Here is a 26,771-nt window from a genome sequence, read left to right on the forward strand (position 1 = left end):
CCGACCCTAGAGCAGGCGTTCGAACTCGTCTAAGTAGTCGCCGTACGTCGAGAGCGCCGCGTTCACCGGGTCGGGGCTGGCCATGTCGACGCCCGCGCCCCGCAGAAGGTCAAGCGGGTACTCCCGGGAGCCACTGCGGAGGAAGTCGACGTAGCGCTCGGCGGCCGGTTCGCCCTCCTCCAGAATCCCGTCGACCAGCGCGACCGCGGCCGAAATCCCGGTCGCGTACTGGTAGACGTAGAACGCCCGGTAGAAGTGCGGGATGCGCATCCACTCGCGGGCGATGCGGTCGTCCAGTTCGGCGGGCTCGTAGTACTGGCCCTTCAGCTCGGCGTAGAGGTCGTCGAGCCGGTCCGGCGTCAGGGGCTCGCCCTCTTCGGCCATCTCGTGGGTCCGGTACTCGAACTCCGCGAACATGGTCTGACGGTACAGCGTCGACCGGAACCGTTCGAGGTACTCGTTGAGGACGTGCCGGCGCAGCCGTTCGTCCTCGACGGTCTCCAGCAGGTGGTGGGTCAGGAGCGTCTCGTTGACCGTCGAGGCGACTTCGGCGACGAAAATCTCGTAGCCCGAATACACGAACGGCTGCTCCTCGCTGGTGTACTCAGAGTGCATCGAGTGGCCGAGTTCGTGGGCCAGCGTGTACATCGACTCCACGTCGTCCTGATAGTTCATCAGGATGAACGGCTGGGAGTCGTAGGTGCCGCCGGAGTACGCGCCCGACTGCTTATGTTTCGTCTCGTAGACGTCGACCCACCGTGACTCTAAGCCCTCCGCGAGTCGGGACTGGTAGTCCTCGCCCAGCGGTGCGACGGCCTCGGTGACGTACTCACAGGCCTGTTCGTACCCGATTTCGGGAGACTCCTCCTGTACGAGCGGGGTGTAGAGGTCCCACATCCGCAACTCGTCGGCGCCGATGGCCTCCCGTTTCAGTTCGGCGTGGTGGTGGAGCGTGTCGAGGTTATCGTTGACGGCGTCGACCAGCGTGTCGTACACCTCGACGGGGACGTTCGGCCCGTTCAGCGCGGCCTCGCGGGCGGTGTCGTAGTTGCGGGCTCGGGCCATCTTCACGTCGGTCTTGACGGCGTTCTTGTAGGCGGTGCCGACGGCGTTGCGGACCGTTTCCCACTCGTCGTAGAAGGCCTCGTACACCCGCTGTCGGAAGTCGCGGTCGGGGTGCTTCTGGAGGGTCGTGAAGTTGTTGAGCGTGATCGGTTGGTCGTCGCCGTCGGGGTCCTCGACGGTCGGGAACTCCATGTCGGCGTTGGCCAGCATGTTGTACACCTCGCCCGGCGCGCCCGTGACCTCGCCCAGTTCGGCCAGCAGGTTCTCGACTTCGGCCGAGCGGGTGTGCGCTTTCATCCGAAGGACGTCGTCGAAGTAGTGCTCGTAGGCGTCGAGTTCGGGTTCGTCGGCCATCATCGCCTCGATGTCCTCCCACTCTAACGCCTGCAGTTCCGGTTCGAGGAACGAGGCGGCGCTGCTGGCGTCCGAGGAGAGCGACTGCGAGCGTGCGGTCAGCGCCTGATACGTGTCGTCGGTCGTGTCCTCGTCCTTGCGCATCCGGGCGTAGGAGGCGACGTTCGAGACGGTTCGCATCAGGTCTTCGTAGGTCTCCAAGGTCGCCAGCAGGGTCGCGGCGTCCTCGGTCGCCCGCCCCTCGTAGGCGTCGAGGTCCTCGATGAGGGCCTCGGCCTCCTCGTAGGCGGCCTCCCAGTCCTCGTCGGTCGCAAAGAGGGATTCGAGGTCCCACTTGTAGCTCTCGTCGATGTCGCTGCGTGCGGGTACCGAACTCATGACCCGGCCTAAGCGAGGCGCCGAAGTAAGCCTTTCCGGGCTACGGCAGGCCGTCGAGGACGGTTCCGGCGATTCTCGCCGCGGTCTGGCGCTCGGCCCGCAGGTCGGCGAACACCTCGCGGGCGCTGGACCGCGCGTCGGGGTCGGGCGCGAACGAGACGGCCGGATACGTCACGTCGGTCAGGACGAGCGGATACGCCGGTGCCGGGGCGACGCCCTCTGGCCCCGATAGCGGATCGTCGCTCAGGACGCGGTCGACCTTCGACGACGGTGCGTCGCCACGAGCGACGGCCGCGACGAGGCCGACGACCCGCCGGACCAACTGCCGGCAGAAGCCACCCGCTCGGAGTTCGAAGACGAGGTAGTCGCCGTCGCGGGCGAGGTCGCCGTCGAGGGTCCTGACGGTCCCCTCGTCGTCCGGCGTGAGGTTGTGGAAATCGTGAGCGCCACAGAGCGCGTCGAGCGCGTCCCGTGCCCGCCCGTCGTCGGCCCCGGGCGCGTAGAGGTGATAGGTGTAGGACCGTTCGCTTGCGTCGTGGGTCGCGTGGAAGCCCTCGGGCACGTCGGCGCTGGCCCACGCGCGGACGCTCGCCGGCAGTTCGCTGTTGAACGCCGCCGGGGAGAGCCAGCCGGGGGCCTCGAAGGCGACGGTCTGTGCGACGGCGGAGACGCCGGCATCGGTCCGACCCGCTGCCGCGTACCCCACGGGTGGCCCTGCGCTTCGTTCGCGGACGCCGAGTCGGTCCAGCGCGTCCAGCAGTTCGTCCTCGACGGTGGGCACGTCGGGTTGGCGCTGGAACCCGTTGTACGGCCGGCCGTCGTAGGCGACCCGATACGCGCGCATGGGTGGGTTTCGTCGAGCAAGCACTTGTGCGGCCCGACTCCCGGTCGCTGGGAACGATAGACGGGTTTAGGACCGTCCACGCCATAGGCCGAGCATAATGGCTCCGTCCGCCGAAGAGATCCGTCAGTTCCCGCGTCCGCCGGTCACGTTCACCGACCAGAACGGTCGGACGGTGGACATAGAGGCGTACGCTGACGGGCCGGACCCGCTGGTGGCGATGTACACACAGTTCGACGCAGATTCCCGCGCACAGGGGGTCCCGCCGCGAGGGGAGACACAGATACGCGAATGGGTCGAGACGCTGCTCGACGAAGGGCTGAACGTCGTCGTCTGGCACGGCGGGGACGCCGTCGGCCACGCCGTCCTCGTCCCGTCACGGGACTCCTCGGAACTGGCCATCTTCGTCCATCCGGAGTACCAGTCGGCGGGCATCGGCACCCGACTCATCGAGGTACTGCTCGGCTACGGACAGGAGAACGGCCTAGACCACGTCTGGCTGGCCGTCTCACGGACCAACCACGTCGCGATGAAACTGTACGACAAGGTCGGGTTCGAGACCCGCCTGCGCGACCGGGCCGAACACGAGATGGAACGCCCGCTCTAGGTCAGTTCGGGTTCCTCCGCCCGGTCGTCGACCACTGTCGCCGCGAGGTCTTCCGTCTCCAGCAGGCGTTCGAGCCGTCGCTCGAACTCCTCGTCAGAAACCTCCCCGCGAGCGTAGCGGTCGCGGAGCCGTTCTATCGGCGATTCGGTTGGCTCGGGTTCGGACGAACGGGCCTGACTGGTCGCGTCGCTCTCGTCGACCGGTTCCTCGACGAGCGGGAAGTCGGCGCCGAGGATACCGACGAGCGGCAACACGACGAGAAATCCGAGGATGGCCGTCGCTGCGGCCAACTTCGGGAACCCGGCAATCGGGAACAGCGCCGTCAGCCCGAACGTCAGGACGGCGACGACGCCAGCGAACTTCTTCTGTGGGAGGGTCGGCGGCATACGGGAATACCGCGCCCGAACCGACTAAAAACTAGGCCGTCACTCCGCGAAGTCCTGGAAGGTGGGCCGGTCGTGGTTGCCGGGGAAGTCGTCGACGGGGACCGAAATCTGCTCGCCTTCGTCCATCTCTTTGAGCGTCACCTCGTCGTTTTCGAGGTCCTGCTCGCCGACGATGACCACCGTCTCGGCGTTGATGCCGTCGGCGTACCCCATCTGTGCGCCGAACGAGCGGTCAGCGACGTCCGTCTCGACGACGTGACCCTTCTCGCGCAGGTCACGGGCGATGCGGGCGGCCGTCGCCCGCGTCTCGCCCACCTGCAGGACGTAGTAGTCCGTCGACAGCCCTTCCTCGGGCCAGACGCCGGCCCGCTGACAGAGGAGTTGCAGCGTCGCGTGACCAGGCGCGAACCCGACGGCGGGCGTCGGTTGGCCGCCGAACCCCTCGATGAGGTCGTCGTAGCGGCCGCCGCCGAACACCGACCGGGAGACTTCGCCGGTCGAGTCGAAACACTCGAAGACGACGCCCGTGTAGTAGTCCAGTCCGCGGGCGGTCGTCAGCGACAGCGTGAGGTGGTCTCGCACTCCGAAGTCCGCCGCGGCGTCGAGGACGGCCCGCAGGTTCTGGGTGGCCTCGGCGACGGCTTCGGAGCCGGTGATGTCGGCCAGCGAGTCCAGTTCGTCCTCGCCGCTCTGGAGCATCTCGTCGAAGGAGTCGGCCTGCCCGTAGCTCAGGCCGGCCTCGACGAGCGCATCGAGGTACGCCTCGCGGTCGACTTTCGACCGCTTGTCGACGGCGCGGATGGCCTCGCGGGTGTCCACTTCGGCGTCGAAGGCGTCGAGTAGGCCGGCGAGGATGTCGCGGTGGGAGACGCGAATCTCGAAGTCCTCGCTGGTCAGGCCGAGGTCGGTGAGCATGTCGACGGCGACGGCCAGCACTTCGGCGTCGGCGGCGGGGTCCGAGGAGCCGAAGATGTCGACGTTGGTCTGGTAGAACTCGCGGAAGCGGCCCTGCTGGACCTGTTCGTAGCGCCAGAACGGGCGTGTCGAGACCCACTTGACCGGCTTCGAGAGAGCCTGTTGTTTCTCGACGAACATCCGGGCGACGGTCGGGGTCAGCTCCGGGGTCAGCGCGACGCTACGGCCGCCCTTGTCCTCGAAGCTGTACAGTTCCTCGACGATCTCCTCGCCGCTCTTGTCCGTGTACATCTGGGTGGGTTCGAGCGCGGGCGTCCCGATTTCCCGGAAGCCGTAGCGCGTTGCCACGTCCTCGATGGTGTCCATGGCCCACCGGCGCGCCGCCATCTCCTCGGGATAGAAGTCGCGAAAACCCTTGACGCGGTCATACATACACCCGCGTACAGGCAGGACGCGTTTGAACCTGTCCGTTCTGGGCTAGGAAGAGGACCGTGAAAGAGAACGGTGCCAAGACCGGACAGAACAGCCAGAAAGCCCCGGCCGGTTACACGCCCGCGCCTCGCTGCGGTCCTCGGTCGCGATGCTTCCTGTGGTCCGTGCGTCGTCGGGGTTCGCGTAACCGGTCGCCCCTTACAGTCCCGCCCTGCCGGTTGTGCAACCGGGTGGGACCGAACGAGCGGGGGCTGTCCGGCACTCAGCGTGCGTCGTTCACAAATCGACACACACTCACCGCAACCCGACGACCCGCGACTGCGTGTGGTCGGGAAACACGTCGTCGACGGCGGAGTCGCCGTACGCCTCGGCCAACAGCGCCCGCAACTCCACCTCGTAGTCGGCTTTCGGTATCTGTGCGCTCGGTCCGGACTCCACGTCGAGCGACTGGGCGGCCATCGCGTCGATGGCGCCGCGGCCGACGCCGGCGAGCGGTGCGAGGTAGTCCACGTCGAACCGGTCCTCGACGCTCTGGGCCAGCGGTCGGTCGACGGTCGGCACCCGGTCGTCCCGGCGCGTGCCGTCTGCGACGGCGTCGAGCGAGTCGGTCCACGCCCCGTCGGCCACCCGTTCGACGGCGTGTTCGTGGACCTGCTGGATGCCGTTGCGCGGGTAGCCGTCCTCGTACATCCGGTCGACGGCGGCGTGGGCCACGTCGGGGTCCAGTTCGACCGTCTCGTGGGCGAACCCGACCGCCGCGGCCGACTCACGGGCCGGGTCCGGGTCGACGACGCCGAACGTACCGCTGACCAGCGTCACGTCGTAAAACGGGTCGAGAAGCAACGCCGCCAGCGTCGAGTCCTTGCCGGCGCTGTACAGCAGTCCACAGTGCATCTACCGGCGCTTGATGTCGAAGCTCTTCGAGTCGGGCGTGAGTTCCGAGAGGAGTTCCTTCATCTGCTCTTCGTCAATCTGGTCCTGAATGCGACCGCTCCGGGCGAGCGCGACCACCTGCTGTTCGACCTGTTCGCCGACCTGTGGCTTCGACATCTTGACGGTGTTGAGCCGTTTTCGCGCGCCGTCGGTGAGGTGCTGGCGCAACAGCGCCTTCTTCTGGGCTTCGGCCTGCTCTTGGGCGGCCTGCTGGGCCTCGGCGTCGCCCTCGCCCTGCTGTTGTTCTTTGAGCTGTTCCATCTTCTTCTTGCGGAGTTCCTCTAGCTCTTCCTCGCTGGGGTCACCACTCATGAGTACCAGAAACTACCGGCGACTGCCGGAAAACGATTTCGGACCGCCAAACAGGAGAGAGCGGCGTCTACGCGTAGCGTTCGAGTTCCGGACGGTCGAGGTCCTGGATGACCTCGCCGGCCGTGTCGTCCAGCAGCGCCTGCCCGTCACCGGTGACGCGGCGGCCGTCGTTCTCGCTGGTCTCGACGTAGCCAGCGTCTTCGAGTTGCTGGAGCGCGGTGCGGATGATGTTGCCCGAGCCCTTCGACTTCTGGTGGGGTCGGACGCGGTAGCGCGTGGTGCCCTGCTTCGAGGTGCCGTACTCAGAGCGGAGGCTGTTGACGCCGACGGGGCCGTCGACGGCGACCTTCCGGAGGAGGCTGGCGGCGCGGCGTGCCCAGAAGTCCTCCTGTTCGGGCGGCAGTTCGCGGTCGACGCCGGTCTTGGCGACGGCCACCCACTCGGGGGCCTCGATGTCGTCCTCGTCTTCGAGCTTCTCGGTGAGGGCCTCGATGAGGTCCTCGGCGGGCGCGTCGTAGAGTGTCGTCATTGGCACTTGCTTTCCGTCGGCGTCATTTAAGCGCATCGTTCGCGCCTCCGGGCGTGAACGGTTCACTCCCCCGCGCTGGCCGCCACGCGGTCCGCACCGAGGGCGCTCGCGACGCCAGCACCGACGAGCGTCGGGAGGAGATACGTCGCACCGCGGTGGATGAGGACTGCCGACGCCGCCGCCGGACCGGAGAGCGGCGGCACCGTCGAGACCAACAGCGTCACCAGTACCGTCTCGATGGCTCCGGACCCGCCGGGGAGCGGGACCATGCTCGCGATGCTCCCGACGGGCACGACGAGCAACACCGTCGCCACCGGGACGGTGTGGCCGACGGCGTACAGCGACGTCCACAGCGACGCGGCCAGACACGCCCACCCGAGCGCGGAGAAACCGAGCGTCTGGAGCAGCGTCTCCCGGTCGGTGGCGATGCGGTCGATGGCCGCGAAGAAGCTCTCGATGCGCGTCTCGATGACCGCCGCCGTCGGCGGCGAGCGACGGGGCACCATCCGGCCGAACAGTTTGACCAGCGGCGTGAACAGGTTGACGACGGCGGCTTCGAGTTCGTAGCGGTAGCGCCACCCCATGTAGGCCGCGACGGGCAATCCGACGGCGAGGACGGCGACGGCGACGGCGGCGAACACGAGATTCCGACCGAGTCGCACGGCGCCGGCAGCGACGAAGGTGAACCCGACGATGGCGTAACCGACGGAGGGGACGAAGTGGACGGTGTCGACGCTGGCGATGGCGGCCAACCCCGTCTCGTACTCGCTGTCGGCCGCCGAGGCGATGAGCAGCGCCGAGAGCGGTTCGCCGCCGGCCTGTCCGAACGGCGTGACGTTGTTCGAGAAGACGGCCGCCGCGTAGACGAGTATGGCAGTGTGGGCGGGTACCTCGGACCCGAGCGCCCGGAGGACTGCCCAGAGCGCCAGTCCCCAGGACGTCAGCCAGACGGCGGCGATACCGACGACGACGGCCAGCGCCCCGGGGTCGGCCATGAGGAGCGCGGCCAGCGTCCGGTCGACGCCGACGACCCAGACGAGGACGCTGAGGACGAGCAGCGCCCCCGCAAACCCAGCAATCGTCGCCCACCGGTTGCCGTCCATAGGGGGTTCGTCGCACGTCTCGGCTTTCAACGTACCGACCGGTAGCGACGGTCCGACATCCCCGTGCGTTTTGCCCCCCGACCACGACACCCCACGTATGGACGAGCAGGCCGCTCTCGCGCTCATCGGCGACCGGCTTCCGGCCGCGGGCGACGACTGTGCCGTCGTCGACGGACAGGTCGTCACCACCGATATGCTCCACGAACGGACGGACTTCCCCGGGGGGACGACCCGCTACACCGCCGGGTGGCGGGCCGTCGGCGCGTCGCTGTCGGACGTCGCATCGATGGGTGCCGAGGCGACGGCGGCGGTGGCCGTCTACGCGTCACCCGAGTTCGACGCTGACGAACTGACGGCGTTCGTCGACGGGGCCGCGGACGTCTGCGAGGCGGTCGGTGCCGAGTACGTCGGCGGCGACCTGGACGGCCACGACGAGTTCACCGTGGCGACGACGGCGCTCGGCGACACCGACGACCCGGTCTTCCGGTCGGGCGCGTCCCCGGGCGACGCCCTGTGTGTCACCGGGACGCTGGGTCGGTCGGGCGCCGCCGTGTGGCTGTTCGAACGTGGCGAGGTCGAACGGGCCAACGACCTGTTTCGGTTCGAACCCCGCGTGCGTGCGGGCGTCGCGCTCCGGAAGTATGCGACGGCGATGATGGATTCGAGCGACGGTCTCGCACGGTCGGTCCACCAGCTCTGTGCGGCGAGCGACTGCGGGGCGGACCTCTCGGGGCCGCTCCCGATAGACGACGCGGTCGACGCGGTGGCCGACGACGCCGAAGAACGCCGCGAACTGGGCGTGTTCTTCGGCGAGGACTTCGAACTGGTGTGTACGGTGCCAGAGGCCGACCTCGCGGTCGCGCGCGAGGCCGTGCCCTGTCCGCTACACCGTATCGGCACCGTCACCGACGGGGCCGTGACGCTTGACGGCACCTCGCTACCGGACCGGGGCTACTCGCACTAGCGGTCGGCAGCCAGCGCCGTCGCGACCTGTTCGACGGCTCTGGCGGCGGCGGTCGCACGCTCTTCGTGGGTTAGTTCGGCCGCCTCGCTGTCGGTACTCGGATCGTCAGCGGGGGTGCCACAGCGGTGAGAGCTCATACGCCAGTCCCGGCTACGGGCTGGGGCTCCGTATAAACCGCCGACCGTTGTGTCCGCTTAGCATACCGTTATGTCCTTCACGTCGCTGTCTCCGGCCCACGACGTCATCGCTCGACGTCGAGACAGCATCGTAGACCTCCAGATTGTTTAAATCGAGCGCTGAAAGAGTTTAGGCGATAGAAAAGGAGAGCATTCCCGACGGCTCACGCGGCCACGATTTCGAACGGGACGGGCGTGAAACAGGCCACGCCGAGTGCGAACGTCGCGATACCGAGGAGGATGCGCCGACGGTCGAGCGGTTCGTCGACCGTCGGCCGCGCCGGGCCGGCGTACGCCAGTCCGGTGGCGAACAGTCCCCAGAACGCCCACAGCGACCAGACTCCGAACCCGATTGGCGGGGCGTCTCGCGTGAGATAGAGGAAGCCAGCCAGCGCGAACAGGGCGCCCGGCACCGCCGCGGCGATGGTCTCCTGTCGCTGCCCGACGATGGCGCGGACGATGTGTCCCCCATCGAGTTGGCCCACGGGCAGGAGGTTCAGGAAGGTGAAGAACATCCCGGCCCACCCGGCGAAGACGACCGGGTGAACCGACTCGTTGGGACCGTACTCGACGCCCCAGCCCATGACATCGACGAACCCCTGTAAGCCTTGCATGAGCAGGGGGTCGTGAAAGCGGAACGCGTACTGCGCGCCGCCGTCTAAGACGCTCTGTGGAACGGTGATAGGCTCTAACGTGAGACCGACGACGGTGACGACCACCGTCGCGACCAACCCCGCCAGCGGCCCGGCGACGCCGATGTCGAACAGCGCCCGCCGGTCGGGAATCTGCCCCCGGATGTTGATGACCGCGCCCAGCGTCCCGAGCAAGGACGGGAACGGGATGAAGTACGGGAGCGTCACGTCCACACCGTAGTAGCGGGCGGCGGCGTAGTGGCCGAGTTCGTGGATACCCAGCACACCGAGCATCGCGGCGACGAACGGCCACGCCTCGAAGATGCGGAGCGGCTGCTCCGTGACGGGGATGTAGTACCAACTGCTCGCGCCGACGTACAGCGACGAGGCGATAGTCGCGAGCAATAACCCGACGTTGAGCCACGGGACGCCGTCGGGGCCCGTGGTGGTCGGTTCCGCGACCAGCGCGTAGGGCTGTGGCGGTGCGGAGACGAGGTCGTGCCCGCCGTCGGTCGTGCCCGTCGCGGACTGTCGTTCGAGTCGGAGGTCGAACCCCCGTCGGGAGAAGAGTGGCCCGAGTTCGTCGACGACGGCGTCGGGCGGGACCAGTGGGTCACCGAAGTATCGGACCGCCTCACCGTCCTGACGGACGGCAGCGACGTGGAACGCACCCGACAAGTCGGCGGGCGACGGGGGTTCGTCGGCAGGGCGACTCATCACATCGCAATACAGCGTGCGGGCACAAATATGCCGTGCCCGCGGATGGAGAACAGGGGGACCGTAGCTGGGGTCGGGCAGACACCAGACAGCGGCGTTACGCGGGTTCGACGCGCCAGGTGGTCGCGCTCGTGTACGACCACTTCTCGACCTCGATCTCCGTGGCGCTGTCCTTGAGTTTCACCATCAGCGCACCGATCTCTTTCGGGGAGAGATCGACTTCGTCCGCGATGAACTTGCTCTTGAAGTACATCTCGCCGTCGGCGGCCTTCTCTGCGAGGAAGGACTTGAGACGCTGTTCTTTGGAGGGCTCTTCCTCACCGGAGGGCGTTGCAGTAGCGCTCATCTGTGTCACCTCGACTACGCCTTGTATCGGAGGGAGTATATAAAGAAAGGAAGCTTCGCGTCGCTTCGGGGCCTTTCAGCTCAAATCGGTGTGAAACACACATTTTACGACGATTTCAAAAACTCTTAGACGTTTTATAATCACCTCTCAGTCCGTAAACTCGACAGTGTAGACGGGCACCGCGAGCGGTTCGAACCCCCCCGTTATCAGCGGATTTCCGGCCATCTAGCGGCATATTTTGCTCGTATTATGTCTGACAGGCGTCTGCCATCCGGCGGTGTACATCGGATGAGCGGGCTTGATAACCCTTAAGAACGCATCGCGGCTACGGCGAGGCAATGAAGACAGTCGTCTCTATCGGTGGAAGCGTCCTCGTCCCGGACCTTGATGCAGACCGGGTCGCCGCGTACGCCGACGTCGTCGAGTCGCTGGTCGCCGCGGACCAGACGCTCGGCGTCGTCGTCGGCGGCGGCCCCGTCGCTCGCCAATACATCGGGGCCGCCCGCTCGCTGGGCGCGAACGAGGGCGAACTGGACCAACTCGGTATCGACACGACGCGGTTGAACGCTCGACTCCTCCTGTCGGCGCTCGACGGCGACATCGCCGCGCCGACGATTCCGACCGACTACGAGGAAGCAGCGACGACGCTCCACCGCGACGCCGTCGCCGTCATGGGCGGCGTCGTCCCCGGCCAGACCACCGACGCCGTGGCCGCGGCGCTTGCTGAGTACGTCGACGCCGACCGCCTCGTCTTCGCCACGTCGGTCCCCGGCGTGTTCGACGCCGACCCCAACGAGGACCCCGACGCCGAGCGCTACGACGAGATTCGGGCCTCCGACCTCGTCGAACTGGTCGCCCGCGGGGAGTCGCTCGGGGCTGCCGGGTCGAACGCCCCAATCGACCTGCTGGCGACGAAAGTGCTCAAACGCTCGTCTATCACCGCCGCGGTGGTCGACGGCAGCGACCCCACCGCAGTCGAACGGGCCGTACTGGACGACGACTACGACGGCACCACTATCCTCCCCGACGATGACTGAGACGGCACTCGACCCCTACGAGGTCGGACGGAGTTCCGAACAGGCCTTCTGGGCCGACTCGGTCGCCGACGCCGTCGAGGCCCGCGACCCGGAGGACCCAATCGTCATCAAGGGGGCGTCTCGCCCTCGGGCGTGCCACACATCGGGCACTTCAACGAGATAATGCGGGGTTACTTCGTCGCAGAGGCCCTACGTGACCGGGGTCACGAGGTCCGTCAGGTGTTCACCGCCGACGACAAGGACCGACTCCGGAAAATCCCCCGGAAACTCGCGGACTTAGACTGGAACGTCGTCGGTCTCGGCGAGGTCGACGCGGGTGCGCTCGGCCGCAACCTCGGGAAACCGTACACGGACATCCCGGACCCGTTCGGCTGTTGTGAGTCCTACGGCGCGCACTTTACGAACCTGCTGAAAAAGAGCGCCGAACTGGTCGGCGTCGACGTCGAGTTCGTCTCGAACACCGAACTGTATGCAGACGGCGAGTTCGAGGCCGTCACCCGACGCGTCCTCGAACGCGCGGACCGCGCCCGCGAGGTGCTGGCCGAGTACCAGAACAAGGTCGACGAGGACTACGTTCCGTTCGTCCCGCAGTGTGAAGCGTGCGGGAAACTCACCGAGGGCGTCACCGAGGTCGACCTCGATGCCGGCAAGGTCCACTACGTCTGTGCGGACGTCGAGGCCGGCGACCAGACTATCGAGGGCTGTGGTCACGAGGGCGTCGCCGGCCTGCGTGACGGCAAACTCCCGTGGCGCTTCGAGTGGCCCGCCCAGTGGGAGATTCTGGGCGTCGACTTCGAACCGTTCGGAAAGGACCACGCCGAGGGGTCGTGGCCCTCCGGCGAGGACATCGCCCGGAACGTGCTGGACGTCGACCCCCCCGTACCGATGGTGTACGAGTGGTTTACGTTGGAGGGCGAACCGCTCTCTTCCTCCTCGGGGAACGTCGTCACCGTCGACGAGGTGCTGGAGATTCTGGAGCCGGAGGTGTTCAAGTACTTCTTCACGAAGAACCCACGGAAACAGCGGGACTTCTCGGTCGCGAACGCGGATCGGCTGGTCGACGACTTCGACCGCTTCGAGGCCGTCTACTTCGGCGAAGTCGATCCGCGTGACGAGACGGAGAAAGCGCTCGCCGAGCGTGCCTACCCGATGGTCGTCGACGAGCCCCGCGAGGACCGGGTCCGCATCCCCTACACCTTCGCCGCGGTACTGGGGATGACCGACGACCCCGGACTCCGCGAGGACATCGCCCGGAAGGAGGGGCACATCCCCGACGACGCCCCCGAGTGGGCCGTCGACGGCGCGCTGGCCCGCGTCGAACGCGCCCGCAACTGGGCCCGGCGGACGAGCAACGAGTTCGACTACGAACTCAAGCGGGCCGAGCTGCCCGACGCCGAGTTCGACGACGCCACCGCGGCCGCGCTCGACGACCTCGCGGACTTCGTCGCGGAAGGCCACGACGGCGAGGCGATTCAGGGCGAAATATACGAGACGGCCAAGCGCCACGACGTCGACATCGGCGAGTTCTTCGCGGCTGGCTACCGCCTGCTGTTCGACGACACCGAAGGCCCGCAGCTCGGACCGTTCATCGCGAAACTCGACCGGGACTTCGTCGTAAAGCGGTTGCGACGCGAGGCGTGACTTCCTCCCCAGCCACCTCGCTCACCGCCTGCTCGGTTCGCTCCCCGAGGTATTGACAACTGAAAGGCGACCAGTTGCGGTGATATTCTCGACGGCTTGCTGCATGGAGAGACCATCGATAGATCGAGAGGGACAGTTTCCCGAGGACGATGAACGCTACAAGCAGGCAGGGTCGTCAAAACCCGCTGTTAAAAAACTCGACAACTGATAAAGAGACGCTTACGGTTACGGGCGACCGCCGAGTGACGACCTTTCCCCACCGCCGTCTGTTGAATCGAGCGGACGACATCGGGTAAGCGACGTATAGTGATATACGTCGATTCGAACGTCATAGCGTGCGCTCGTTCATCACCACACTCGGCAAATGGACACTTGCCAAAGCTGACAAACTCGGCATTGCCACGCCCGACGTTATCTACGGCTTTGGCGACCGCTGGCTTCGCTTGGTCTCCAACACACCGACCGAGGAAGCCCACGCTGTCGCCGACGTCCTGTACGAGGAATACGAGCCAGACTCCGTGATAGACTTCGGATGTGGACTCGGCCGGTACCTGACTGGGTTTCAGGCCCATGGCGCCACAGTCCACGGCGTCGAAGGCTGTTCACAAGCCCGAGACCACGCCGAGATACCGGCCGACGCGCTCACCATCCACGACCTCCGCGAGCCGCTGGAGCTCGAGGACCGGTACGATCTGGCGCTGTGTATCGAGACCGCCGAACACATCCCGTCGCGCTTCGCCGACACCCTCGTCGAGACCGTCACGGCAGCGGCGCCGCGCGTGGTCTTCACTGCCGCCCCACCCGGGCACCGCGGGACCCATCACGTAAACGAAGCGCCACGAGAGTACTGGATCGAGAAGTTCCAGTCGAACGGGTTCTCGTATGCCGCTGCGGAGACGGACCGACTCCAGGAATCGATTCGCTCCGAAATAGACGCCGCAGAGTGGGTCGCCGACCGACCCTTTATTTTCGTTCAGCGATAGTACGACGCTCACAGTCGTGTTGTGTACGTTCTCTGTCCCGAGCATCCGGCGCGAGCGAAGCGAGTGAGCTCTTTTTTCAGAGCCGTTTTCGGGGTCAGGCGGTCGCCGCAGGCGAGCGCGGTGCCCCGAGTGAAAGCGGTCGAACCCGAACCCTCTTGCTTTGCTGGCCCCACGTTCCGGTACATGGTGAGTACGCTCACGTGGGTCCTCGTCGGCGTCGTCGCCTACACGCTGGTTGCGATGGCACTGAAGGCCCGCGGTGTGGTTCCCGATTTCATCCGCTTTAGCGGTCCGATAACGACGATTCACACACAGAGTGGGAAGATCCTCTTAGAGCGACTGGCCAGACCCAAACGGTTCTGGCGGGCCTGGACCAACCTCGGGTTCGGCGTCGCGCTGGTCGTGATGGTCGGGTCGTTCCTGCTGGTCGTCCTCGGTGCGTATCAAGCCGTGGTCAACCCGCAGCCCTCACAACTCACCGAACCCCGAAACGTCCTCGTCATCCCGGGCGTCAACGACTTTCTCCCCCTGTCGGTCGCCCCGGAGATACTCGCTGGCTTCGTCATCACGCTGGTCGTCCACGAGGGCGGCCACGGCCTGCTGTGTCGGGTCGGCGACATCGACATCGAGTCGATGGGCATCGCGACGATCGCGCTCGTCCCGCTAGGTGCGTTCGTCGAACCTGACGAAGAGGACGTCCAGACGGCTGACCGCGGGGCGCAGGCGCGGATGTACGTCGCCGGCGTGACGAACAACTTCGCCGTGGCCCTCCTCTGTCTGGCGCTGTTGTTCGGTCCCGTCGTCGGCGCTATCTCCGTCGTCGGTGGCGTCCCCATCGGCGGGACGCTCCCCCAGTCGCCGGCCGACGAGGCCGGCATCGACAGCGGTGCCGTCATCACGACCGTCGACGGCCAACCGGTCGGGAACAGCAGCGACCTAGACCGCCGGCTCGAAGACGCCGGCGGAACGGTCGACGTCGGGTTGCGGAACGGCGAGACCAGAACAGTCACCCGGTCGGTCGTGGTAAACAGCGCCGTCGAAGGGAGCCCCCTCGGCATCAACCAGACGATAGTCGCGGTCAACGGCACGGAAGTCAGGACGACGACGCAGTTCCGGGCGGCGACCGAGAACCGGAGCGTCGCGACGTTCACGCTCGATGACGGCGAGACGGTCACGACGCCGGTCGGCGGGTACGCGGTCGTCTCCGACGACGGGCCGCTCGCCGCCGAAGGCGCACCGACCGACCAGCCGCTCTACATCACCAGCGTCGACGGCCAACGGACGCCCAACGCCAGCGCCGTCTTCCGCTCGCTCTCGGGGTCCGAACCCGGCGAGCAGGTGCGCATCACCGGCTACGCAGACGGCGAACGGCAGGTCTACGAGATCACGCTGACGGAGCGCAGCGACTTAGACCCCGGCATCGGCGTCCAGTACGTCGCCCGGGGGACGAGCGGCTTTACCATCAACGACTTCGGAATTCAGGCCTACCCCGCGAACACCTTCCTCGCACTCATCGGCGGGGACCCGGCCGAAGAGACCCGGTTCGACTCGCTCTCGTTCCCCCAACTCGTCGGAGCGTCTATCGCCCTGCCGTTTGCGACCGCCGCACTGGGCTTTCAGTACAACTTCGCGGGCTTTACCGGTATCGCGACGAACTTCTTTACCGTCTCCGGCCCGCTGAGCGTTCTGGGTACCGAGGGCGTGTTCCTGCTTGCGAACCTCCTGTTCTGGACAGGGTGGATAAACCTCGTCGCCGGCCAGTTCAACCTCGTCCCCACGTATCCGCTCGACGGCGGGCACATCCTGCGCGTCTGCTCGGAGTCGGTCGTCTCCCGCCTTCCGATTTCGAACCGGCGGCGGATCGTGACGACGACCACGCTGGGCATCTCGCTCGCGATGATCGGCAGCCTCGTGTTCATCATCGCCGCACCGCAGTTACTGGGCTGACGCGGACGCCCACGGCGTCCGCTGTCGGCCGCTAAACCGCACCGCTACTCCGCTTCGTTAAGGCTAAATCGGCCCCTCCGATACACCCGATATGTTTCTACAGATGCGTGCGGAGGTCGAGGACGCCCTCGAAACCGCACTGGAGACGCTCGACCTCCCGACGGCGGACCTCGGTGTCGAGGAGCCCCCGGAAGACGTCGACGCCGTCCTCGCTTCGAGCGCGGCGTTCCGCCTCGCCGGTGAGATCGGTGCGCCGCCGCCGAAAGTCGCGGCCGACGTCGCCGACGCCATCGACGTCGGCTCGCTGACGTACGTCAGCGCGGTCACGACACAGGGGCCGTACGTTAACTTCCTCCCGAGCGACGCCTACTTCGCGGAGACGCTCGATGCGGCGACGGACGACGACTTCGGTCGCCTCCCGGACCGCGAGACGAGCGTCGTCGTCGAACACACCTCCGCGAACCCGACCGGCCCCGTCCACGTCGGCCGAGCGCGCAACCCCATCATCGGCGACGCCGTCGCCCGTGTGCTGGATTACGCCGGCTACGACGTGGATCGGCACTACTACGTCAACGACGCCGGCCGACAGATAGCGGTGTTCACGTGGGCCTACGAGACGTTCGAGGAGTCCGATCTCCCCGAACCCGAGCGTGACTCCCCCGAGTACGAGATGGTCCGCTACTACCGGAAGGGCAACTCCTTCCTCGAAGACGGCGACGCCGACGAGGTGGAGACGGCCGAGGCCGAGATACAGGCCATCCTGCAGGGTTTAGAGGAGGGCGAGGAGGAGACGTACGAGCGCGTCGCCGAAGTCGTCGACACCGTGCTGGGCGGGATGCAGACGACGCTCGGCCGCCTCCCCGCCGAGTTCGACGAGTTCGTCAAGGAGACGCGGTTCATGCGGGACGGCAGCACCGACGAGTTGGTCGACCGCCTGAAAGAACTCGACTGCGCCGTCTACGAGGAGGACGCGTGGCAACTCGACCTGCCCGACTTCGAGAAGAACCTCGTCTTCCTCCGCTCGGACGGGACCTCGCTGTACACCACGCGTGACCTCGCCCACCACGAGTGGAAGTTCGACAACTACGACCGCGCCGTCACGGTGCTGGGCGAGGACCACAAACTGCAGGCCGACCAGCTTTCGGCCGCCCTCGAACTGCTTGGCAACGACACCGACCAGCTCCGGCAGGTGTTCTACTCGTGGGTCAACCTCCCCGAAGGCGGGATGAGCACCCGGGAGGGAACCGGCATCGATTTAGACGACCTGCTTGACGAGGCCATCGCCCGGGCCCGCGAAGAAGTCGAATCGCGGCTTGACGACCGGAGTCGTGGCGAACTGGACGAGGACGACATCGAACGCATCGCCCATCAGGTCGGCATCGGCGCGGTCCGCTATGACATCGTCTCGAAACAGCCGACGAAGGGCATCACCTTCGAGTGGGACCGCGCGCTGGACTTCGAGGCCCAGTCGGCGCCGTACGTCCAGTACATCCACGCCCGCTGCTGTGGGATTCTAGACGAGACCGGCGCCGACGAACGGACGGCCTCGTTCGACCACCTCGACGAACCCGAAGAACGAGCCCTCCTGCGGGTCATCGCTCGGTTCCCGGCAGTCATCGACGAAGCCGCCGAGGACCTCCAGCCCCACACCGTCGCCACGTACACCCGTGACCTCGCCGAGACGTTCAACGCGTTCTACCGGGAGTGTCCGGTGCTCGACGCCGACGAGGAGACCCGGGCCGCACGGCTTGCACTCGTCGCCAGCACGCGCCACACGGTCGCGAACGCCCTCGATGCCGTCGGTGTCGCGGCACCGACCTCGATGTGAGCGGGGTCGAAACCGATCAGAAACCTTAGTTGAACAGGCCGAAGACGCCGCCGGACTCCTCTTCGTCCGCGTCCGCATCTGTGACCTCCTCCTCGTCGACGAACCAACTGTCGTCGACGACGGTTTCGATGTCCTCCTCGGCACTCGCACCCTCGAAAAAGAGGCCGTTGAGCGCGTCGGTCAGGCGGAGGTAGGCGTCGGCGGCGGGGCTCTCTGGCCGGTTGAGCACCAGCGGTTCGTCCGTCGTCGCCTGCGGGTCGTCGGGGACGACGGCGAGCAGCGGGAACGCCAACAGGTCGGCGATATCGGCGACGTCGGTGTGGCGGGTGACGCGGTTGATGATGGCGCCGATGACTTCGCCGTCGATGCGCTCGGCCAGTTCCGCAGTCTTGACCGTATCACCGACGGCGACGTCGTCCGGCGTGGTCACGAGGACGATGCCGTCGGCCAGTCCCAGCGGGACCGCCACCTCGTGGCTCAGGCCCGCACCGGTGTCGATGAGGACCACGTCGTAGGCGTTGCGCAACGTCTTGATGACCTTCCGGAGTTTCGCCGGGTCGGCGTCGGCGAAGGCCTCTAAGGACTGCTCGCCGGGAATGACCGTCAGGCCGCCCGCGGCGTCGGTGAGCGCCTCGCTGACCGCGGCGTTGCCCGCCAGAATCTCGTGGAGGCTCTTTTCGGGTTCGACCGACAGCATCGCACCGAGGTTAGCCATCCCGAGGTCCGCGTCGACGACGGCCACGTCGTACCCGAGTTCCTGTAAGCCAGCGCCGACGTTGACCGCGGTCGTCGTCTTCCCGACCCCGCCTTTCCCGCCCGCAATCGTACACACGTACCCCGCCATAATCTGGTTGTGTGTCCTCTGTACGGGGAGTTATATAAACCCGGCTGTCCCTGTACTGGAGTACCACACCGTGCCGGACGGTCGGAGTCGAACCGAACTCGTACGCGTGTTTCGGCAACTAGTACCACGATTTAACCCCGGCTAGTTGGACCGTCTATCTGTATGGTACTAAAAACGCTCAAAGGCCTCCTCAGGCCGGAAGCGACCCACACGTACCGCTGTTACGACTGCGGTCGGGAGTTCGAGTCCGCGGAGTTGCGATACAGCACCGAGTGCCCCGACTGTGGCGGGCCGCCGGAACCGGGTTGGCAGGAGTGACGACGGGGTGAGACTCCCGCACTGTCCGGTGGCACCGGCCCCGCTCACACCCGCAGGTGTGCCGGTGGGTCGAAGGCTTCGAGTTGTTCCAGTAGCCCCAGTCGGTCGGCTTCGAGCCAGATCTCCGCGATTTCGTCGTCGTCGATGCGATACATGACGAGTCCCGTCCACTCGACGGCGTGACCGGTCGGTTCGATACCCTGATAGGTCCCCGAGTGGGTTCCGCTGATGGTGTATCTGACGACCACCTTGTCGTCTTGGGCGACGACGTGGTCCGTCTGCCCCGAGTAGTCCGGGAACGCCTCGAAGTGGACGTCGAGGAACTCCAGTATCTCGTCGACGCCATGCAGGGTCTCGTGGGGGCCGTGTTCGACCACGTCGTCGGCGAGGATGTCGGTCATCGCCTCTCGGTCACGCCGGTTGAACGCGTCTAGATACCGTCGAATCAGTTCCGTGTTAGCTTCTGTTGACATTGTCGTACCTCGTGAGCGCCCTGCCGAGGACGTCGCTGTACGGCGAGCGTCGTCGGTACGCACCTCGGATATCGAACGCCACGCCGTTAACTGTTAGCTCGACGCAACGTCGTCGGCTCCGAGTCCGTCGACTGACGCCGTCCCGACGCCCGACGTCTCGCGGCACTGCTTGCTGACCGGTACGCAGGCCTGGCTCGCGGCACGTTCCTCCCCGCTCGGTTTTCGAGGTTCGAGTGTCACGAGAACCTCGCTACTCACGGCTCCCGTCGGTCGCCGTTCGTCCCATTGGCGGCCCCTCGCTACGCTCGGCGCCGCCCGACTGCTCGCGGCACGTTCCTCCCCGCTCACTTTCCGAGGGTCGCGCCCCTCGCTGTCAACAGGTTCTTACGCAACGTCGGCGAAAACAGTGTAATGAGCGAGCAGCAGGAAGGACAGGAGCAGTCGGACAAACAGAAGTACGAGTTCCGGAAGGTAATCGAGGAGCTCAAGGGGTATCAGGGGTCAGGAACACAGCTCGTCTCTATCTACGTCCCCGAGGACAAACAGCTGAGCGACGTCGTCGCCCACGTCACCCAGGAGCACTCCGAGGCCTCGAACATCAAGTCGAAGGACACCCGCACCGCGGTGCAGGACGCCTTGACCTCTATCAAGGACCGCCTGCGCTACTACGACACTGCGCCGGAGAACGGGATGGTGCTGTTCTCCGGTGCCATCGATACCGGGGGCGGCCGCACCGACATGGTGACGAAGGTGCTAGAGAGTCCGCCGGACCCAATCCAGTCGTTCCGGTATCACTGTGACTCGAACTTCCTCACCGGGCCGCTAGAGGAGATGCTGGCCGACAAGGGCCTGTTCGGCCTCATCGTGTTGGACCGGCGCGAGGCCAACGTCGGCTGGCTGAAGGGCAAGCGCGTCGAACCCGTCAAGTCCGCCTCCTCGCTGGTGCCCGGCAAGCAGCGAAAAGGTGGACAGTCGGCCCAGCGATTCGCCCGCCTCCGCCTCGAAGCCATCGACAACTTCTATCAGGAGGTCGCGGGGATGGCGAACGAACTGTTCGTCCCCGACCGCCACGAGATGGACGGCGTCCTCGTGGGCGGCCCCTCGCCGACGAAAGACGAGTTCCTCGACGGCGACTACCTCCACCACGAACTCCAGGACATGGTGCTGGGGAAGTTCGACGTGGCCTACACCGACGAGTCCGGCCTCTACGACCTCGTCGACGCCGCCGACGAGGTGCTGGCCCAACACGAGATGCTGGAGGACAAGCAGGTCATGGAGGAGTTCTTCAAGCAACTCCACGACGGCGATAAGGCCACCTACGGGTTCGACCAGACCCGACAGAACCTCAACATGGGCGCCGTCGAGACGCTCCTCATCTCCGAGGACCTCCGGAAGGACGTCGTCGCCTACACCTGCGAGAACGGCCACGACGAGTACGACCTCATAGACAGCAGCAAGGCCACGTCCGACCACGAGTGTACGCGATGTTCGGCCACTGTCGACGCCGAAGCGGGCGAGCGCGAAGACGCCATCGACCACCTGATGGAACTGGCCGAACAGCGCGGGACCGAGACGATGTTCATCTCGACTGACTTCGAGAAGGGCGAACAGCTCCTGACCGCCTTCGGCGGCGTCGCGGGCCTCTTGCGATACTCGACGGGCGTGTAAGCTCCGATAGCCGCCAGTCCTGCCTGCTCTTGCCGTCGTCGACCTGTGTTCTGGCCGACTAAGCACCGATTACCGGCCGGGCTATCACGAGTAGCGACCACCGCTCGGTCCCAAGACCGGCCTATTCGGAGTGGAGTCTCGATAACAATACGGTCGCTGGCTAACCGGGCGGTATGTCAAAGACAGCCGCAGGGTCACACACCGCCGTACTGGTCGGACTGGGACTGTGCGTCGGCCTCGCGCTGGCTGGCACGACGCTCGCCCAGTCGTCGCCCGGCGGTGGCACGCCGATTTCGTCGTGTACAGTCCTCGACGACTCCGGTCGGTACGAACTCACGAGAGACCTCGCAGCCGAAACGGGCGTGTGCCTGTACGTCCGGTCGGGCGACGTGACTATCGACGGGAACGGCCACACCGTCACGGGAAGTGGAGCGCCCGACAGCACCGGCGTCCTCGTGTTCAACGGGACGGTCGATCAGCGACGCCGGGGTCCCGAACTGTCCAACGTCACCGTCAGAGACCTGCGCGTCCGTGGCTGGCAGACCGGCGTCGGCCTCGGCGTCTTCGCCCACGACGGTCCCCGGGCGACGCTGGAGAACGTCACCGCGGCCGACAACCACGTTGGAGTGCGTCTGCTGGACGCCGACCGGTCGACGCTCCGTAACGTTACTGCAAGCGGTGGGTCCGACGGCGTCCTGCTCTGGGAGACGGCCGACGTCCGCGCCACGGACCTCGTCGTCGCCGGGAACGACGACACCGGCCTGTATCTCGCACAGGAGGTGACGAACGGCACGTTCCGCCGCGTCACCGCGGTCGACAACGACGACGAGGGCGTCTCCTTCTCGACGTCCGTCGCCCGGAACCGACTGGCCGACGCGCGTGTGACCGCCAACGGCGGCCCCGGAATCGAGTTCGCCGACAGTTACCGGAACGTCGTCGAGAACACGACAGTGGTCGGTAACGGCGGCCCCGGCGTACTGAGCAACCCCGCGAGCGAGGACACGCTCCGGAACGTGACGATTCAGGACAACGCCGGCAGCGCCTACCTGAGCGAGAGTTCGTTCGGCGGTGTCGCCGCCGAGAACGCCCGTCTCAGCGCCCGAACGACGGTGGACTGGACGAGCGGCGTCGAACGGATAGCCGTGTCGTCGTCGCCACCCGCCCCGCCCGTGAATGCGACGGTAGTCAGCGACAGCGTCCGTATCGAGACGTACGAGGGGCGCAACGCCACGGCCGACGTCCGTCTCGGCTACGACCGACAGGCAGTGAGCGAGACGGACGGGCGCGTCGCACTCTGGCAGTGGACGGGTGGAAACTGGACCCGGCTATCGAACGTGACCGTCGACGAGCGTACCGGTACCGTCTCGGGGTCGGTCAGTGGCGACGGCATCGTCGCCGTCCTGTCCAGTGGTGCCGACACGAACTGAGACGCGACGGTCACGACGCTGGTCGGTGGGCCAGAGTGAGGAACGGGGGTGGACGGGACGGCGTAGTGGGGGGCCGTCCGTCCGGAAACGGATACACACGCTCGGATACTGCGTTCGAAACCAGTCGCGGTCGCTACTAACTCGTTGTCCCTTACTAGTGAGGAGACTGTCAGAGGAGCTGTTCGAGTTGGTGGCGGCGGCGAGCGAGGTCGACATGCGCGTCGTCGCCGTAGCTCTCGGCCAGTCGGTCGACGACCAGCAGCGGGTCCGTCCCGGCCCGTTCGACGCGTTCGAGCAACGCCGTTATCTCCTGTCGATGCAACGCCAGCGAGTCCAGCAGACCGAGCAACAGCACCATCGGCACGGCGGCCGCGGCGTCGCTGGGCATCGCGTCGTCGAGGATCGTCAGATCGGGGGTCGACTCGGGCGGGGATTCGGTCGGCCCCATCGCTAAACAGGTCCGACAGATGGTCGCACCCGCAGCGCCACCGGGGAGGTACTCGCGGAGTTCGTCGGGGACCGGAACGGCGAGCGTCTCGCCGCCACACTCGGCACAGGACATAGAGAACAGACGGATAGCGAGCGGATAGTCGTATCGGCCGGGAGAGAGCGGCGAGTCAGTCGTCTGCCGCCAGCGGCTCGACTTCCTCGTCTTCGGCTTCCTCGGCGGCGAGTGCGTCTTCCTCTTCCTCTTTCTTTGCCTTGATCTTCTTCATCCGGAAGATCTCCTCGCGCTCTTGCTCTTCGAGTTTCTGCTCGATGTACTCCTTGTTGTCGTGAAGGTCCGGGAGGAGTTTGAACTCCAGCGCGTTGACACGGCGCTTGGTGGTCTCGATCTCTTCGAGCATCTTCTTCATCGCCGTCTCGACCTCGGCCGCGAGGATGATGTTCTCCAGCAGTTCCTCGTAGGCCTCGGCGGCCTCGTCGATGCGGGCGGAGGTCCCCATCACGCCGTACCCACGTTCGTCGAGGGACTTACGGACGCCCTTCGAGTCGATCTGTGGCACGACGACGCCCATGATGTTCTTCGACTGGGTGGTCAGTTCGGGGTGCTCTTTCAGCGCGGCCGCCGCGCCCCGGACGGCGACGTCACCCTCCATCGCACGGGCCATGTTGATGGCACGCTGTGCGCGGTCGTACGAGTCGTCGAGGTCGTCACGGACGTCCTGTGCCTGGTCGAGGATGTCCATGAACTCCATGATGAGGCCGTCACGCTTCTTCTCCAGCGTGTCGTGCCCACGCTCGGAGAGCTCGATGCGGTCCTCTATCTGCATCAAGTTCTTCCGGGTGGGTTTGACGTCCTTCGCCATTACCGGGCCGTTTCGGGCCGAGCCAGTTAACCGTTTTCAGTCGTCCCGGGCCGACAGCAGTGGCTCCCCGGCGATAGCTGTGAAAACGGGGGTGTGAGCTTTCGACGGACACTGCACAACCACTGTGGTCAATCCACCCCCGAACGACGGCGCGATTCGTCGTACGGAGGCGATCGGTCGACGCGTATCGCCACCCCCGCTACCTGCGATGCGGAGTGTCACTCCGCTCACAGCGGAGCGTCCTCGTTACGCTCGGCCTCCCTAGTCGTCGGCGGGCGTCGCACCGGTCGGTGCGCGCTCGGCGGCGCCGTCTAGCACGCTGTGGCTCCGCAACAGGATGAACCCGAAACCGACCTTCGCGACGAGGTCGATGACCATGAACCCGGCCGTCTCGATTCCGATGCCGACGAGGCCGAGGCCCTCGGTGCCGATCAGCCACCACACGGGGTATATCAGCCAGACCACGGTCACGAGGTTCCGCAACGTCCGGAACGTACTCTGTGTGTCGCTTGGTAAGTCGCCGACCCGACCGGACAGCGAACTGAACAGGAAATACAGCAACACGAGCAGGAACGCCGTGCTGATACCCCACCAGACCAGCCGTTCGGCGCCGGGCGAGAGCACGCCGCTCCCGGCCGACAGCGTCGCGACGACGCCGGTCCCGATCATCAGCACGTCGAGGCTGACCAGCGTCGCGATGGTGTTGCGGTCGGCCCCGGCGAGCAGTCCGAGGTCGTACAGCAACAGCGGTGTCGTGAACAACCAGTCCGTGTACCGTGCCCAGTAGATGGGCGCTTCGGGGTCGTTTGGCAACTCGATTATCGTCAGTCCGAACCCGAGTGCCATCGCGAGATAGTTGACGAACGCTATCGCCGTTATCAGTATCGTCGCGATGTAGAACTTCTGTCGTCGGTCGTCGGTCTCACCCCACCCTCGACCGATGAAGTACAGCATGCCGAGGAACATACCTGCAGTACCGAGCCAGAGCCATACCGATTCGCCTCCTGGTTGTGGCATAATGCAGTTGTAGTTTAGGCTGCACAAGTGAAGTTTAGCGTACCCAAACAGTTAGGCAGAATTCGGCAGATATTACGTCGACCAGCAGTCACCCTCGGCAGCCTGTCGATATGGCCGAAAAAGCTGTGTCGGTCTGGGCACGGATACCTGCGACCGTGCCGAGCGGTGACCGACTCAGTCCGCGGCGACTTCCGCTGTTTCTTCCTCGCGGTAGTGCTCTTCGATTAGCTCCTCGTCGATGCGGTTAAGCGCATCCTTCGGGAGCATCGAGAGCAGATCCCAGCCGAGTTCGAGCGTCTCGTCGATGTCGCGGTTCTCGTCGAAGCCCTGGTCGACGAACTCGTCCTCGAAGCGGTCTGCGAAGTCGAGGTACTTGTTGTCGAGGTCCGACAGCGCCTCGCGACCGACGATGTTCACGAGGTCGCGCAGGTCCTCACCCTCCGCGTACGCGGCGAAGATCTGGTCTTTGACGTCGGCGTGGTCGGCGCGGGTCAGGCCCTCGCCGATGCCGTCGTCCATCAGCCGCGACAGGCTGGGCAGGACGTTGATCGGCGGCTGGACGCCCTGGCTGTTGAGGTCGCGGTCGATGTAGATCTGACCCTCGGTGATGTACCCGGTCAGGTCCGGAATCGGGTGGGTGTCGTCGTCGCCCGGCATCGTCAGGATGGGAATCTGGGTGACAGAGCCCTCCCGACCCTCTATGCGGCCGGCCCGCTCGTACAGTTGGGCGAGGTCCGTGTACATGTACCCGGGGTAGCCACGTCGGCCGGGGACCTCCTCACGCGCGGCACCGATTTCGCGCAGCGCCTCGCAGTAGTTGGTCATGTCCGTCAGGATAACCAGCACGTGATAGTCCTTCTCGAAGGCGAGGTACTCCGCAGTCGTGAGTGCCAGTCGCGGCGTAATCGTCCGCTCGACGGCCGGGTCGTCTGCGAGGTTCATGAAGACGACAGAGCGTTCCAGCGCACCGGTGCGCTCGAAGTCGTCCATGAACTCGTTGGCCTCCTCGGCCGTGATACCCATCGCGCCGAAGATGACGGCGAACTCGGAGCCGTCCTCGTCGTCGCCCTCTTCCTCTTCAGGCACGCTCGCCTGACGGGCGATCTGGAGTGCGAGGTCGTTGTGGGGCAGCCCCGACGCCGAGAAGATGGGCAGTTTCTGCCCACGGACGAGCGTGTTCATGCCGTCGATGGCCGACACACCCGTCTGGATGAACTCCTCAGGGTACTCGCGCGAATAGGGGTTGATGGCTGCGCCGACGATGTCTTGGCGCTGGTCGGGGACGATCTCGGGGCCGCCGTCGATAGGCTGGCCGGTCCCGTCCATGACCCGCCCGAGGAGGTCCTCGGTGACGGGCATCTTCATCGTCTCGCCGAGGAAGCGAACGGAGGCGTTGCGGTCGATACCTTCCGTGCCCTCGAACACCTGGATGGCGACGTAGTCGCTCGCGGATTCGAGCACCTGGCCACGGCGGGTCTGGCCGTCGCCGGTCTCGATCTCCACGATCTCGTCGTAGCCGACCGGTTCGTCGGTCTCGACGAAGACCAGCGGTCCGCTGATCTCTGTGATTGTCTGATACTCTTTCATT

At 65.9% G+C, this 26,771-nt stretch carries 27 protein-coding genes and 1 pseudogene; 10 read left to right on the forward strand and 18 right to left on the reverse strand.

Annotated elements, in window-relative coordinates; translation table 11 throughout:
* Positions 1-6 precede the first annotated feature (6 nt).
* The gene (gene pepF, locus G9465_RS00605) at positions 7-1,797 is read right to left on the reverse strand and encodes an oligoendopeptidase F (protein ID WP_166966550.1); all 1,791 of its coding nucleotides are present in this window, start codon (positions 1,795-1,797) and stop codon (positions 7-9) included.
* 40 nt (positions 1,798-1,837) lie between these two features.
* Positions 1,838-2,641: a tRNA pseudouridine(38-40) synthase TruA gene (gene truA / locus G9465_RS00610; RefSeq protein WP_166966552.1), complete on the reverse strand. Its 804-nt coding sequence runs from the start codon at positions 2,639-2,641 to the stop codon at positions 1,838-1,840.
* 97 nt (positions 2,642-2,738) lie between these two features.
* Here truA and G9465_RS00615 point away from each other — a divergent pair, with 97 nt between their 5' ends.
* Entirely contained in the window at positions 2,739-3,245 is a 507-nt protein-coding gene (locus G9465_RS00615) for a GNAT family N-acetyltransferase (RefSeq protein ID WP_166966554.1), read from the forward strand.
* Here the strand turns inward: G9465_RS00615 and G9465_RS00620 are convergent.
* The 6 genes from G9465_RS00620 to G9465_RS00645 all read right to left on the reverse strand — a co-directional run bounded on the left by G9465_RS00620 (position 3,242) and on the right by G9465_RS00645 (position 7,855).
* Complete coding sequence (locus G9465_RS00620; RefSeq protein WP_166966556.1) at positions 3,242-3,631, reverse strand: SHOCT domain-containing protein; 390 nt, start codon at positions 3,629-3,631, stop codon at positions 3,242-3,244. The two genes, G9465_RS00615 and G9465_RS00620, sit on opposite strands and share 4 nt — an antisense overlap.
* Before the next feature lie 39 nt (positions 3,632-3,670).
* Entirely contained in the window at positions 3,671-4,978 is a 1,308-nt protein-coding gene (hisS, locus tag G9465_RS00625) for a histidine--tRNA ligase (RefSeq protein WP_166966558.1), read from the reverse strand.
* Positions 4,979-5,272: 294 nt separating this feature from the next.
* Complete coding sequence (locus G9465_RS00630; RefSeq protein ID WP_166966560.1) at positions 5,273-5,872, reverse strand: alpha hydrolase; 600 nt, start codon at positions 5,870-5,872, stop codon at positions 5,273-5,275.
* The gene (locus G9465_RS00635) at positions 5,873-6,223 is read right to left on the reverse strand and encodes a DNA-binding protein (RefSeq protein WP_166966562.1); all 351 of its coding nucleotides are present in this window, start codon (positions 6,221-6,223) and stop codon (positions 5,873-5,875) included.
* Between the two features lie 67 nt (positions 6,224-6,290).
* Positions 6,291-6,752, reverse strand: coding sequence for a 30S ribosomal protein S19e (locus G9465_RS00640; protein WP_166966564.1), 462 nt, complete (start codon positions 6,750-6,752; stop codon positions 6,291-6,293).
* Between the two features lie 62 nt (positions 6,753-6,814).
* Positions 6,815-7,855 (reverse strand): lysylphosphatidylglycerol synthase transmembrane domain-containing protein, encoded by a 1,041-nt coding sequence (locus tag G9465_RS00645; protein ID WP_166966566.1) that lies wholly within the window; start codon positions 7,853-7,855, stop codon positions 6,815-6,817.
* A 97-nt stretch (positions 7,856-7,952) separates the two neighbouring features.
* Here G9465_RS00645 and thiL point away from each other — a divergent pair, with 97 nt between their 5' ends.
* On the forward strand, positions 7,953-8,819 hold the full coding sequence (gene thiL / locus G9465_RS00650) for a thiamine-phosphate kinase (protein WP_166966567.1): 867 nt from the start codon (positions 7,953-7,955) through the stop codon (positions 8,817-8,819).
* Here thiL and G9465_RS00655 read toward each other — a convergent pair.
* The 3 genes from G9465_RS00655 to G9465_RS00665 all read right to left on the reverse strand — a co-directional run bounded on the left by G9465_RS00655 (position 8,816) and on the right by G9465_RS00665 (position 10,690).
* Entirely contained in the window at positions 8,816-8,956 is a 141-nt protein-coding gene (locus G9465_RS00655; RefSeq protein ID WP_166966569.1) for a hypothetical protein, read from the reverse strand. The two genes, thiL and G9465_RS00655, sit on opposite strands and share 4 nt — an antisense overlap.
* Before the next feature lie 203 nt (positions 8,957-9,159).
* On the reverse strand, positions 9,160-10,344 hold the full coding sequence (locus tag G9465_RS00660) for a site-2 protease family protein (protein WP_166966570.1): 1,185 nt from the start codon (positions 10,342-10,344) through the stop codon (positions 9,160-9,162).
* A 97-nt stretch (positions 10,345-10,441) separates the two neighbouring features.
* A complete protein-coding gene (locus G9465_RS00665; protein WP_166966572.1) occupies positions 10,442-10,690 on the reverse strand; it encodes a hypothetical protein in 249 nt (82 codons plus the stop codon).
* Positions 10,691-11,028: 338 nt separating this feature from the next.
* Between G9465_RS00665 and pyrH the strand changes: the two genes are divergently transcribed.
* The 5 genes and pseudogenes from pyrH (at position 11,029) to argS (ending at position 18,126) form a co-directional block, all read left to right on the forward strand.
* On the forward strand, positions 11,029-11,727 hold the full coding sequence (pyrH, locus tag G9465_RS00670; RefSeq protein WP_166966574.1) for a UMP kinase: 699 nt from the start codon (positions 11,029-11,031) through the stop codon (positions 11,725-11,727).
* Positions 11,720-13,368, forward strand: a pseudogene (gene lysS, locus G9465_RS00675) (lysine--tRNA ligase). The gene pyrH and the pseudogene lysS overlap by 8 nt, the downstream one beginning before the upstream one ends.
* Positions 13,369-13,703: 335 nt before the next feature.
* Entirely contained in the window at positions 13,704-14,351 is a 648-nt protein-coding gene (locus G9465_RS00680; protein ID WP_166966576.1) for a methyltransferase domain-containing protein, read from the forward strand.
* A 183-nt stretch (positions 14,352-14,534) separates the two neighbouring features.
* Entirely contained in the window at positions 14,535-16,298 is a 1,764-nt protein-coding gene (locus G9465_RS00685; RefSeq protein ID WP_166966578.1) for a site-2 protease family protein, read from the forward strand.
* A gap of 91 nt (positions 16,299-16,389) precedes the next feature.
* Positions 16,390-18,126, forward strand: coding sequence for an arginine--tRNA ligase (gene argS / locus G9465_RS00690; RefSeq protein ID WP_166966580.1), 1,737 nt, complete (start codon positions 16,390-16,392; stop codon positions 18,124-18,126).
* A 25-nt stretch (positions 18,127-18,151) separates the two neighbouring features.
* Here the strand turns inward: argS and G9465_RS00695 are convergent, their stop codons facing one another.
* Positions 18,152-18,970, reverse strand: coding sequence for a cell division ATPase MinD (locus G9465_RS00695; protein WP_166966583.1), 819 nt, complete (start codon positions 18,968-18,970; stop codon positions 18,152-18,154).
* Positions 18,971-19,132: 162 nt separating this feature from the next.
* Here G9465_RS00695 and G9465_RS00700 point away from each other — a divergent pair, with 162 nt between their 5' ends.
* Positions 19,133-19,288 carry a hypothetical protein gene (locus G9465_RS00700; protein ID WP_166966585.1) on the forward strand — a complete coding sequence of 52 codons (156 nt, stop codon included), beginning with the start codon at positions 19,133-19,135 and terminating at the stop codon, positions 19,286-19,288.
* Positions 19,289-19,332: 44 nt separating this feature from the next.
* On the opposite strand, the gene G9465_RS00705 is transcribed toward G9465_RS00700, so the two are convergent.
* The gene (locus tag G9465_RS00705) at positions 19,333-19,761 is read right to left on the reverse strand and encodes an ester cyclase (protein ID WP_166966587.1); all 429 of its coding nucleotides are present in this window, start codon (positions 19,759-19,761) and stop codon (positions 19,333-19,335) included.
* A gap of 93 nt (positions 19,762-19,854) precedes the next feature.
* On the reverse strand, positions 19,855-20,019 hold the full coding sequence (locus G9465_RS00710; protein WP_166966589.1) for a hypothetical protein: 165 nt from the start codon (positions 20,017-20,019) through the stop codon (positions 19,855-19,857).
* Positions 20,020-20,172: 153 nt separating this feature from the next.
* On the opposite strand from G9465_RS00710, the gene prf1 reads away from it, so the two are divergent.
* Positions 20,173-21,429 carry a peptide chain release factor aRF-1 gene (gene prf1, locus G9465_RS00715; protein ID WP_166966591.1) on the forward strand — a complete coding sequence of 419 codons (1,257 nt, stop codon included), beginning with the start codon at positions 20,173-20,175 and terminating at the stop codon, positions 21,427-21,429.
* A 173-nt stretch (positions 21,430-21,602) separates the two neighbouring features.
* A complete protein-coding gene (locus tag G9465_RS00720) occupies positions 21,603-22,856 on the forward strand; it encodes a right-handed parallel beta-helix repeat-containing protein (RefSeq protein ID WP_166966593.1) in 1,254 nt (417 codons plus the stop codon).
* Positions 22,857-23,025: 169 nt separating this feature from the next.
* On the opposite strand, the gene G9465_RS00725 is transcribed toward G9465_RS00720, so the two are convergent.
* From G9465_RS00725 to G9465_RS00740, 4 genes are all read right to left on the reverse strand, one after another.
* A complete protein-coding gene (locus G9465_RS00725) occupies positions 23,026-23,418 on the reverse strand; it encodes a DUF6276 family protein (protein WP_166966595.1) in 393 nt (130 codons plus the stop codon).
* 55 nt (positions 23,419-23,473) lie between these two features.
* Positions 23,474-24,166 carry a V-type ATP synthase subunit D gene (locus G9465_RS00730; RefSeq protein WP_166966597.1) on the reverse strand — a complete coding sequence of 231 codons (693 nt, stop codon included), beginning with the start codon at positions 24,164-24,166 and terminating at the stop codon, positions 23,474-23,476.
* Positions 24,167-24,427: 261 nt separating this feature from the next.
* Positions 24,428-25,183: a bacteriorhodopsin gene (locus G9465_RS00735; protein WP_166966599.1), complete on the reverse strand. Its 756-nt coding sequence runs from the start codon at positions 25,181-25,183 to the stop codon at positions 24,428-24,430.
* A 174-nt stretch (positions 25,184-25,357) separates the two neighbouring features.
* The gene (locus G9465_RS00740) at positions 25,358-26,770 is read right to left on the reverse strand and encodes an ATP synthase subunit B (protein WP_166966601.1); all 1,413 of its coding nucleotides are present in this window, start codon (positions 26,768-26,770) and stop codon (positions 25,358-25,360) included.
* Position 26,771: the final 1 nt, after the last annotated feature.

Origin of the sequence: Haloarcula sp. JP-L23 (assembly GCF_011602445.1) — an archaeon.
Taxonomy (GTDB): Archaea; Halobacteriota; Halobacteria; order Halobacteriales; family Haloarculaceae; genus Haloarcula; species Haloarcula pellucida.

Excerpts from the sequence above, each read along its gene's own strand:
- G9465_RS00640 (WP_166966564.1), bottom strand. The coding sequence starts at position 6,752 with ATGACGACACTCTACGACGCGCCCGCCGAGGACCTCATCGAGGCCCTC.
- G9465_RS00615 (WP_166966554.1), top strand. The coding sequence starts at position 2,739 with ATGGCTCCGTCCGCCGAAGAGATCCGTCAGTTCCCGCGTCCGCCGGTC.
- G9465_RS00735 (WP_166966599.1), bottom strand. The coding sequence starts at position 25,183 with ATGCCACAACCAGGAGGCGAATCGGTATGGCTCTGGCTCGGTACTGCA.
- G9465_RS00645 (WP_166966566.1), bottom strand. The coding sequence starts at position 7,855 with ATGGACGGCAACCGGTGGGCGACGATTGCTGGGTTTGCGGGGGCGCTG.
- G9465_RS00660 (WP_166966570.1), bottom strand. The coding sequence starts at position 10,344 with ATGAGTCGCCCTGCCGACGAACCCCCGTCGCCCGCCGACTTGTCGGGT.
- thiL (WP_166966567.1), top strand. The coding sequence starts at position 7,953 with ATGGACGAGCAGGCCGCTCTCGCGCTCATCGGCGACCGGCTTCCGGCC.
- G9465_RS00695 (WP_166966583.1), bottom strand. The coding sequence starts at position 18,970 with ATGGCGGGGTACGTGTGTACGATTGCGGGCGGGAAAGGCGGGGTCGGG.
- G9465_RS00725 (WP_166966595.1), bottom strand. The coding sequence starts at position 23,418 with ATGTCCTGTGCCGAGTGTGGCGGCGAGACGCTCGCCGTTCCGGTCCCC.
- prf1 (WP_166966591.1), top strand. The coding sequence starts at position 20,173 with ATGAGCGAGCAGCAGGAAGGACAGGAGCAGTCGGACAAACAGAAGTAC.
- G9465_RS00720 (WP_166966593.1), top strand. The coding sequence starts at position 21,603 with ATGTCAAAGACAGCCGCAGGGTCACACACCGCCGTACTGGTCGGACTG.
- G9465_RS00730 (WP_166966597.1), bottom strand. The coding sequence starts at position 24,166 with ATGGCGAAGGACGTCAAACCCACCCGGAAGAACTTGATGCAGATAGAG.
- argS (WP_166966580.1), top strand. The coding sequence starts at position 16,390 with ATGTTTCTACAGATGCGTGCGGAGGTCGAGGACGCCCTCGAAACCGCA.
- G9465_RS00700 (WP_166966585.1), top strand. The coding sequence starts at position 19,133 with ATGGTACTAAAAACGCTCAAAGGCCTCCTCAGGCCGGAAGCGACCCAC.
- hisS (WP_166966558.1), bottom strand. The coding sequence starts at position 4,978 with ATGTATGACCGCGTCAAGGGTTTTCGCGACTTCTATCCCGAGGAGATG.
- G9465_RS00630 (WP_166966560.1), bottom strand. The coding sequence starts at position 5,872 with ATGCACTGTGGACTGCTGTACAGCGCCGGCAAGGACTCGACGCTGGCG.
- G9465_RS00635 (WP_166966562.1), bottom strand. The coding sequence starts at position 6,223 with ATGAGTGGTGACCCCAGCGAGGAAGAGCTAGAGGAACTCCGCAAGAAG.
- G9465_RS00685 (WP_166966578.1), top strand. The coding sequence starts at position 14,535 with ATGGTGAGTACGCTCACGTGGGTCCTCGTCGGCGTCGTCGCCTACACG.
- pepF (WP_166966550.1), bottom strand. The coding sequence starts at position 1,797 with ATGAGTTCGGTACCCGCACGCAGCGACATCGACGAGAGCTACAAGTGG.
- G9465_RS00620 (WP_166966556.1), bottom strand. The coding sequence starts at position 3,631 with ATGCCGCCGACCCTCCCACAGAAGAAGTTCGCTGGCGTCGTCGCCGTC.
- G9465_RS00655 (WP_166966569.1), bottom strand. The coding sequence starts at position 8,956 with ATGAGCTCTCACCGCTGTGGCACCCCCGCTGACGATCCGAGTACCGAC.
- G9465_RS00665 (WP_166966572.1), bottom strand. The coding sequence starts at position 10,690 with ATGAGCGCTACTGCAACGCCCTCCGGTGAGGAAGAGCCCTCCAAAGAA.
- G9465_RS00705 (WP_166966587.1), bottom strand. The coding sequence starts at position 19,761 with ATGTCAACAGAAGCTAACACGGAACTGATTCGACGGTATCTAGACGCG.
- G9465_RS00740 (WP_166966601.1), bottom strand. The coding sequence starts at position 26,770 with ATGAAAGAGTATCAGACAATCACAGAGATCAGCGGACCGCTGGTCTTC.
- truA (WP_166966552.1), bottom strand. The coding sequence starts at position 2,641 with ATGCGCGCGTATCGGGTCGCCTACGACGGCCGGCCGTACAACGGGTTC.
- pyrH (WP_166966574.1), top strand. The coding sequence starts at position 11,029 with ATGAAGACAGTCGTCTCTATCGGTGGAAGCGTCCTCGTCCCGGACCTT.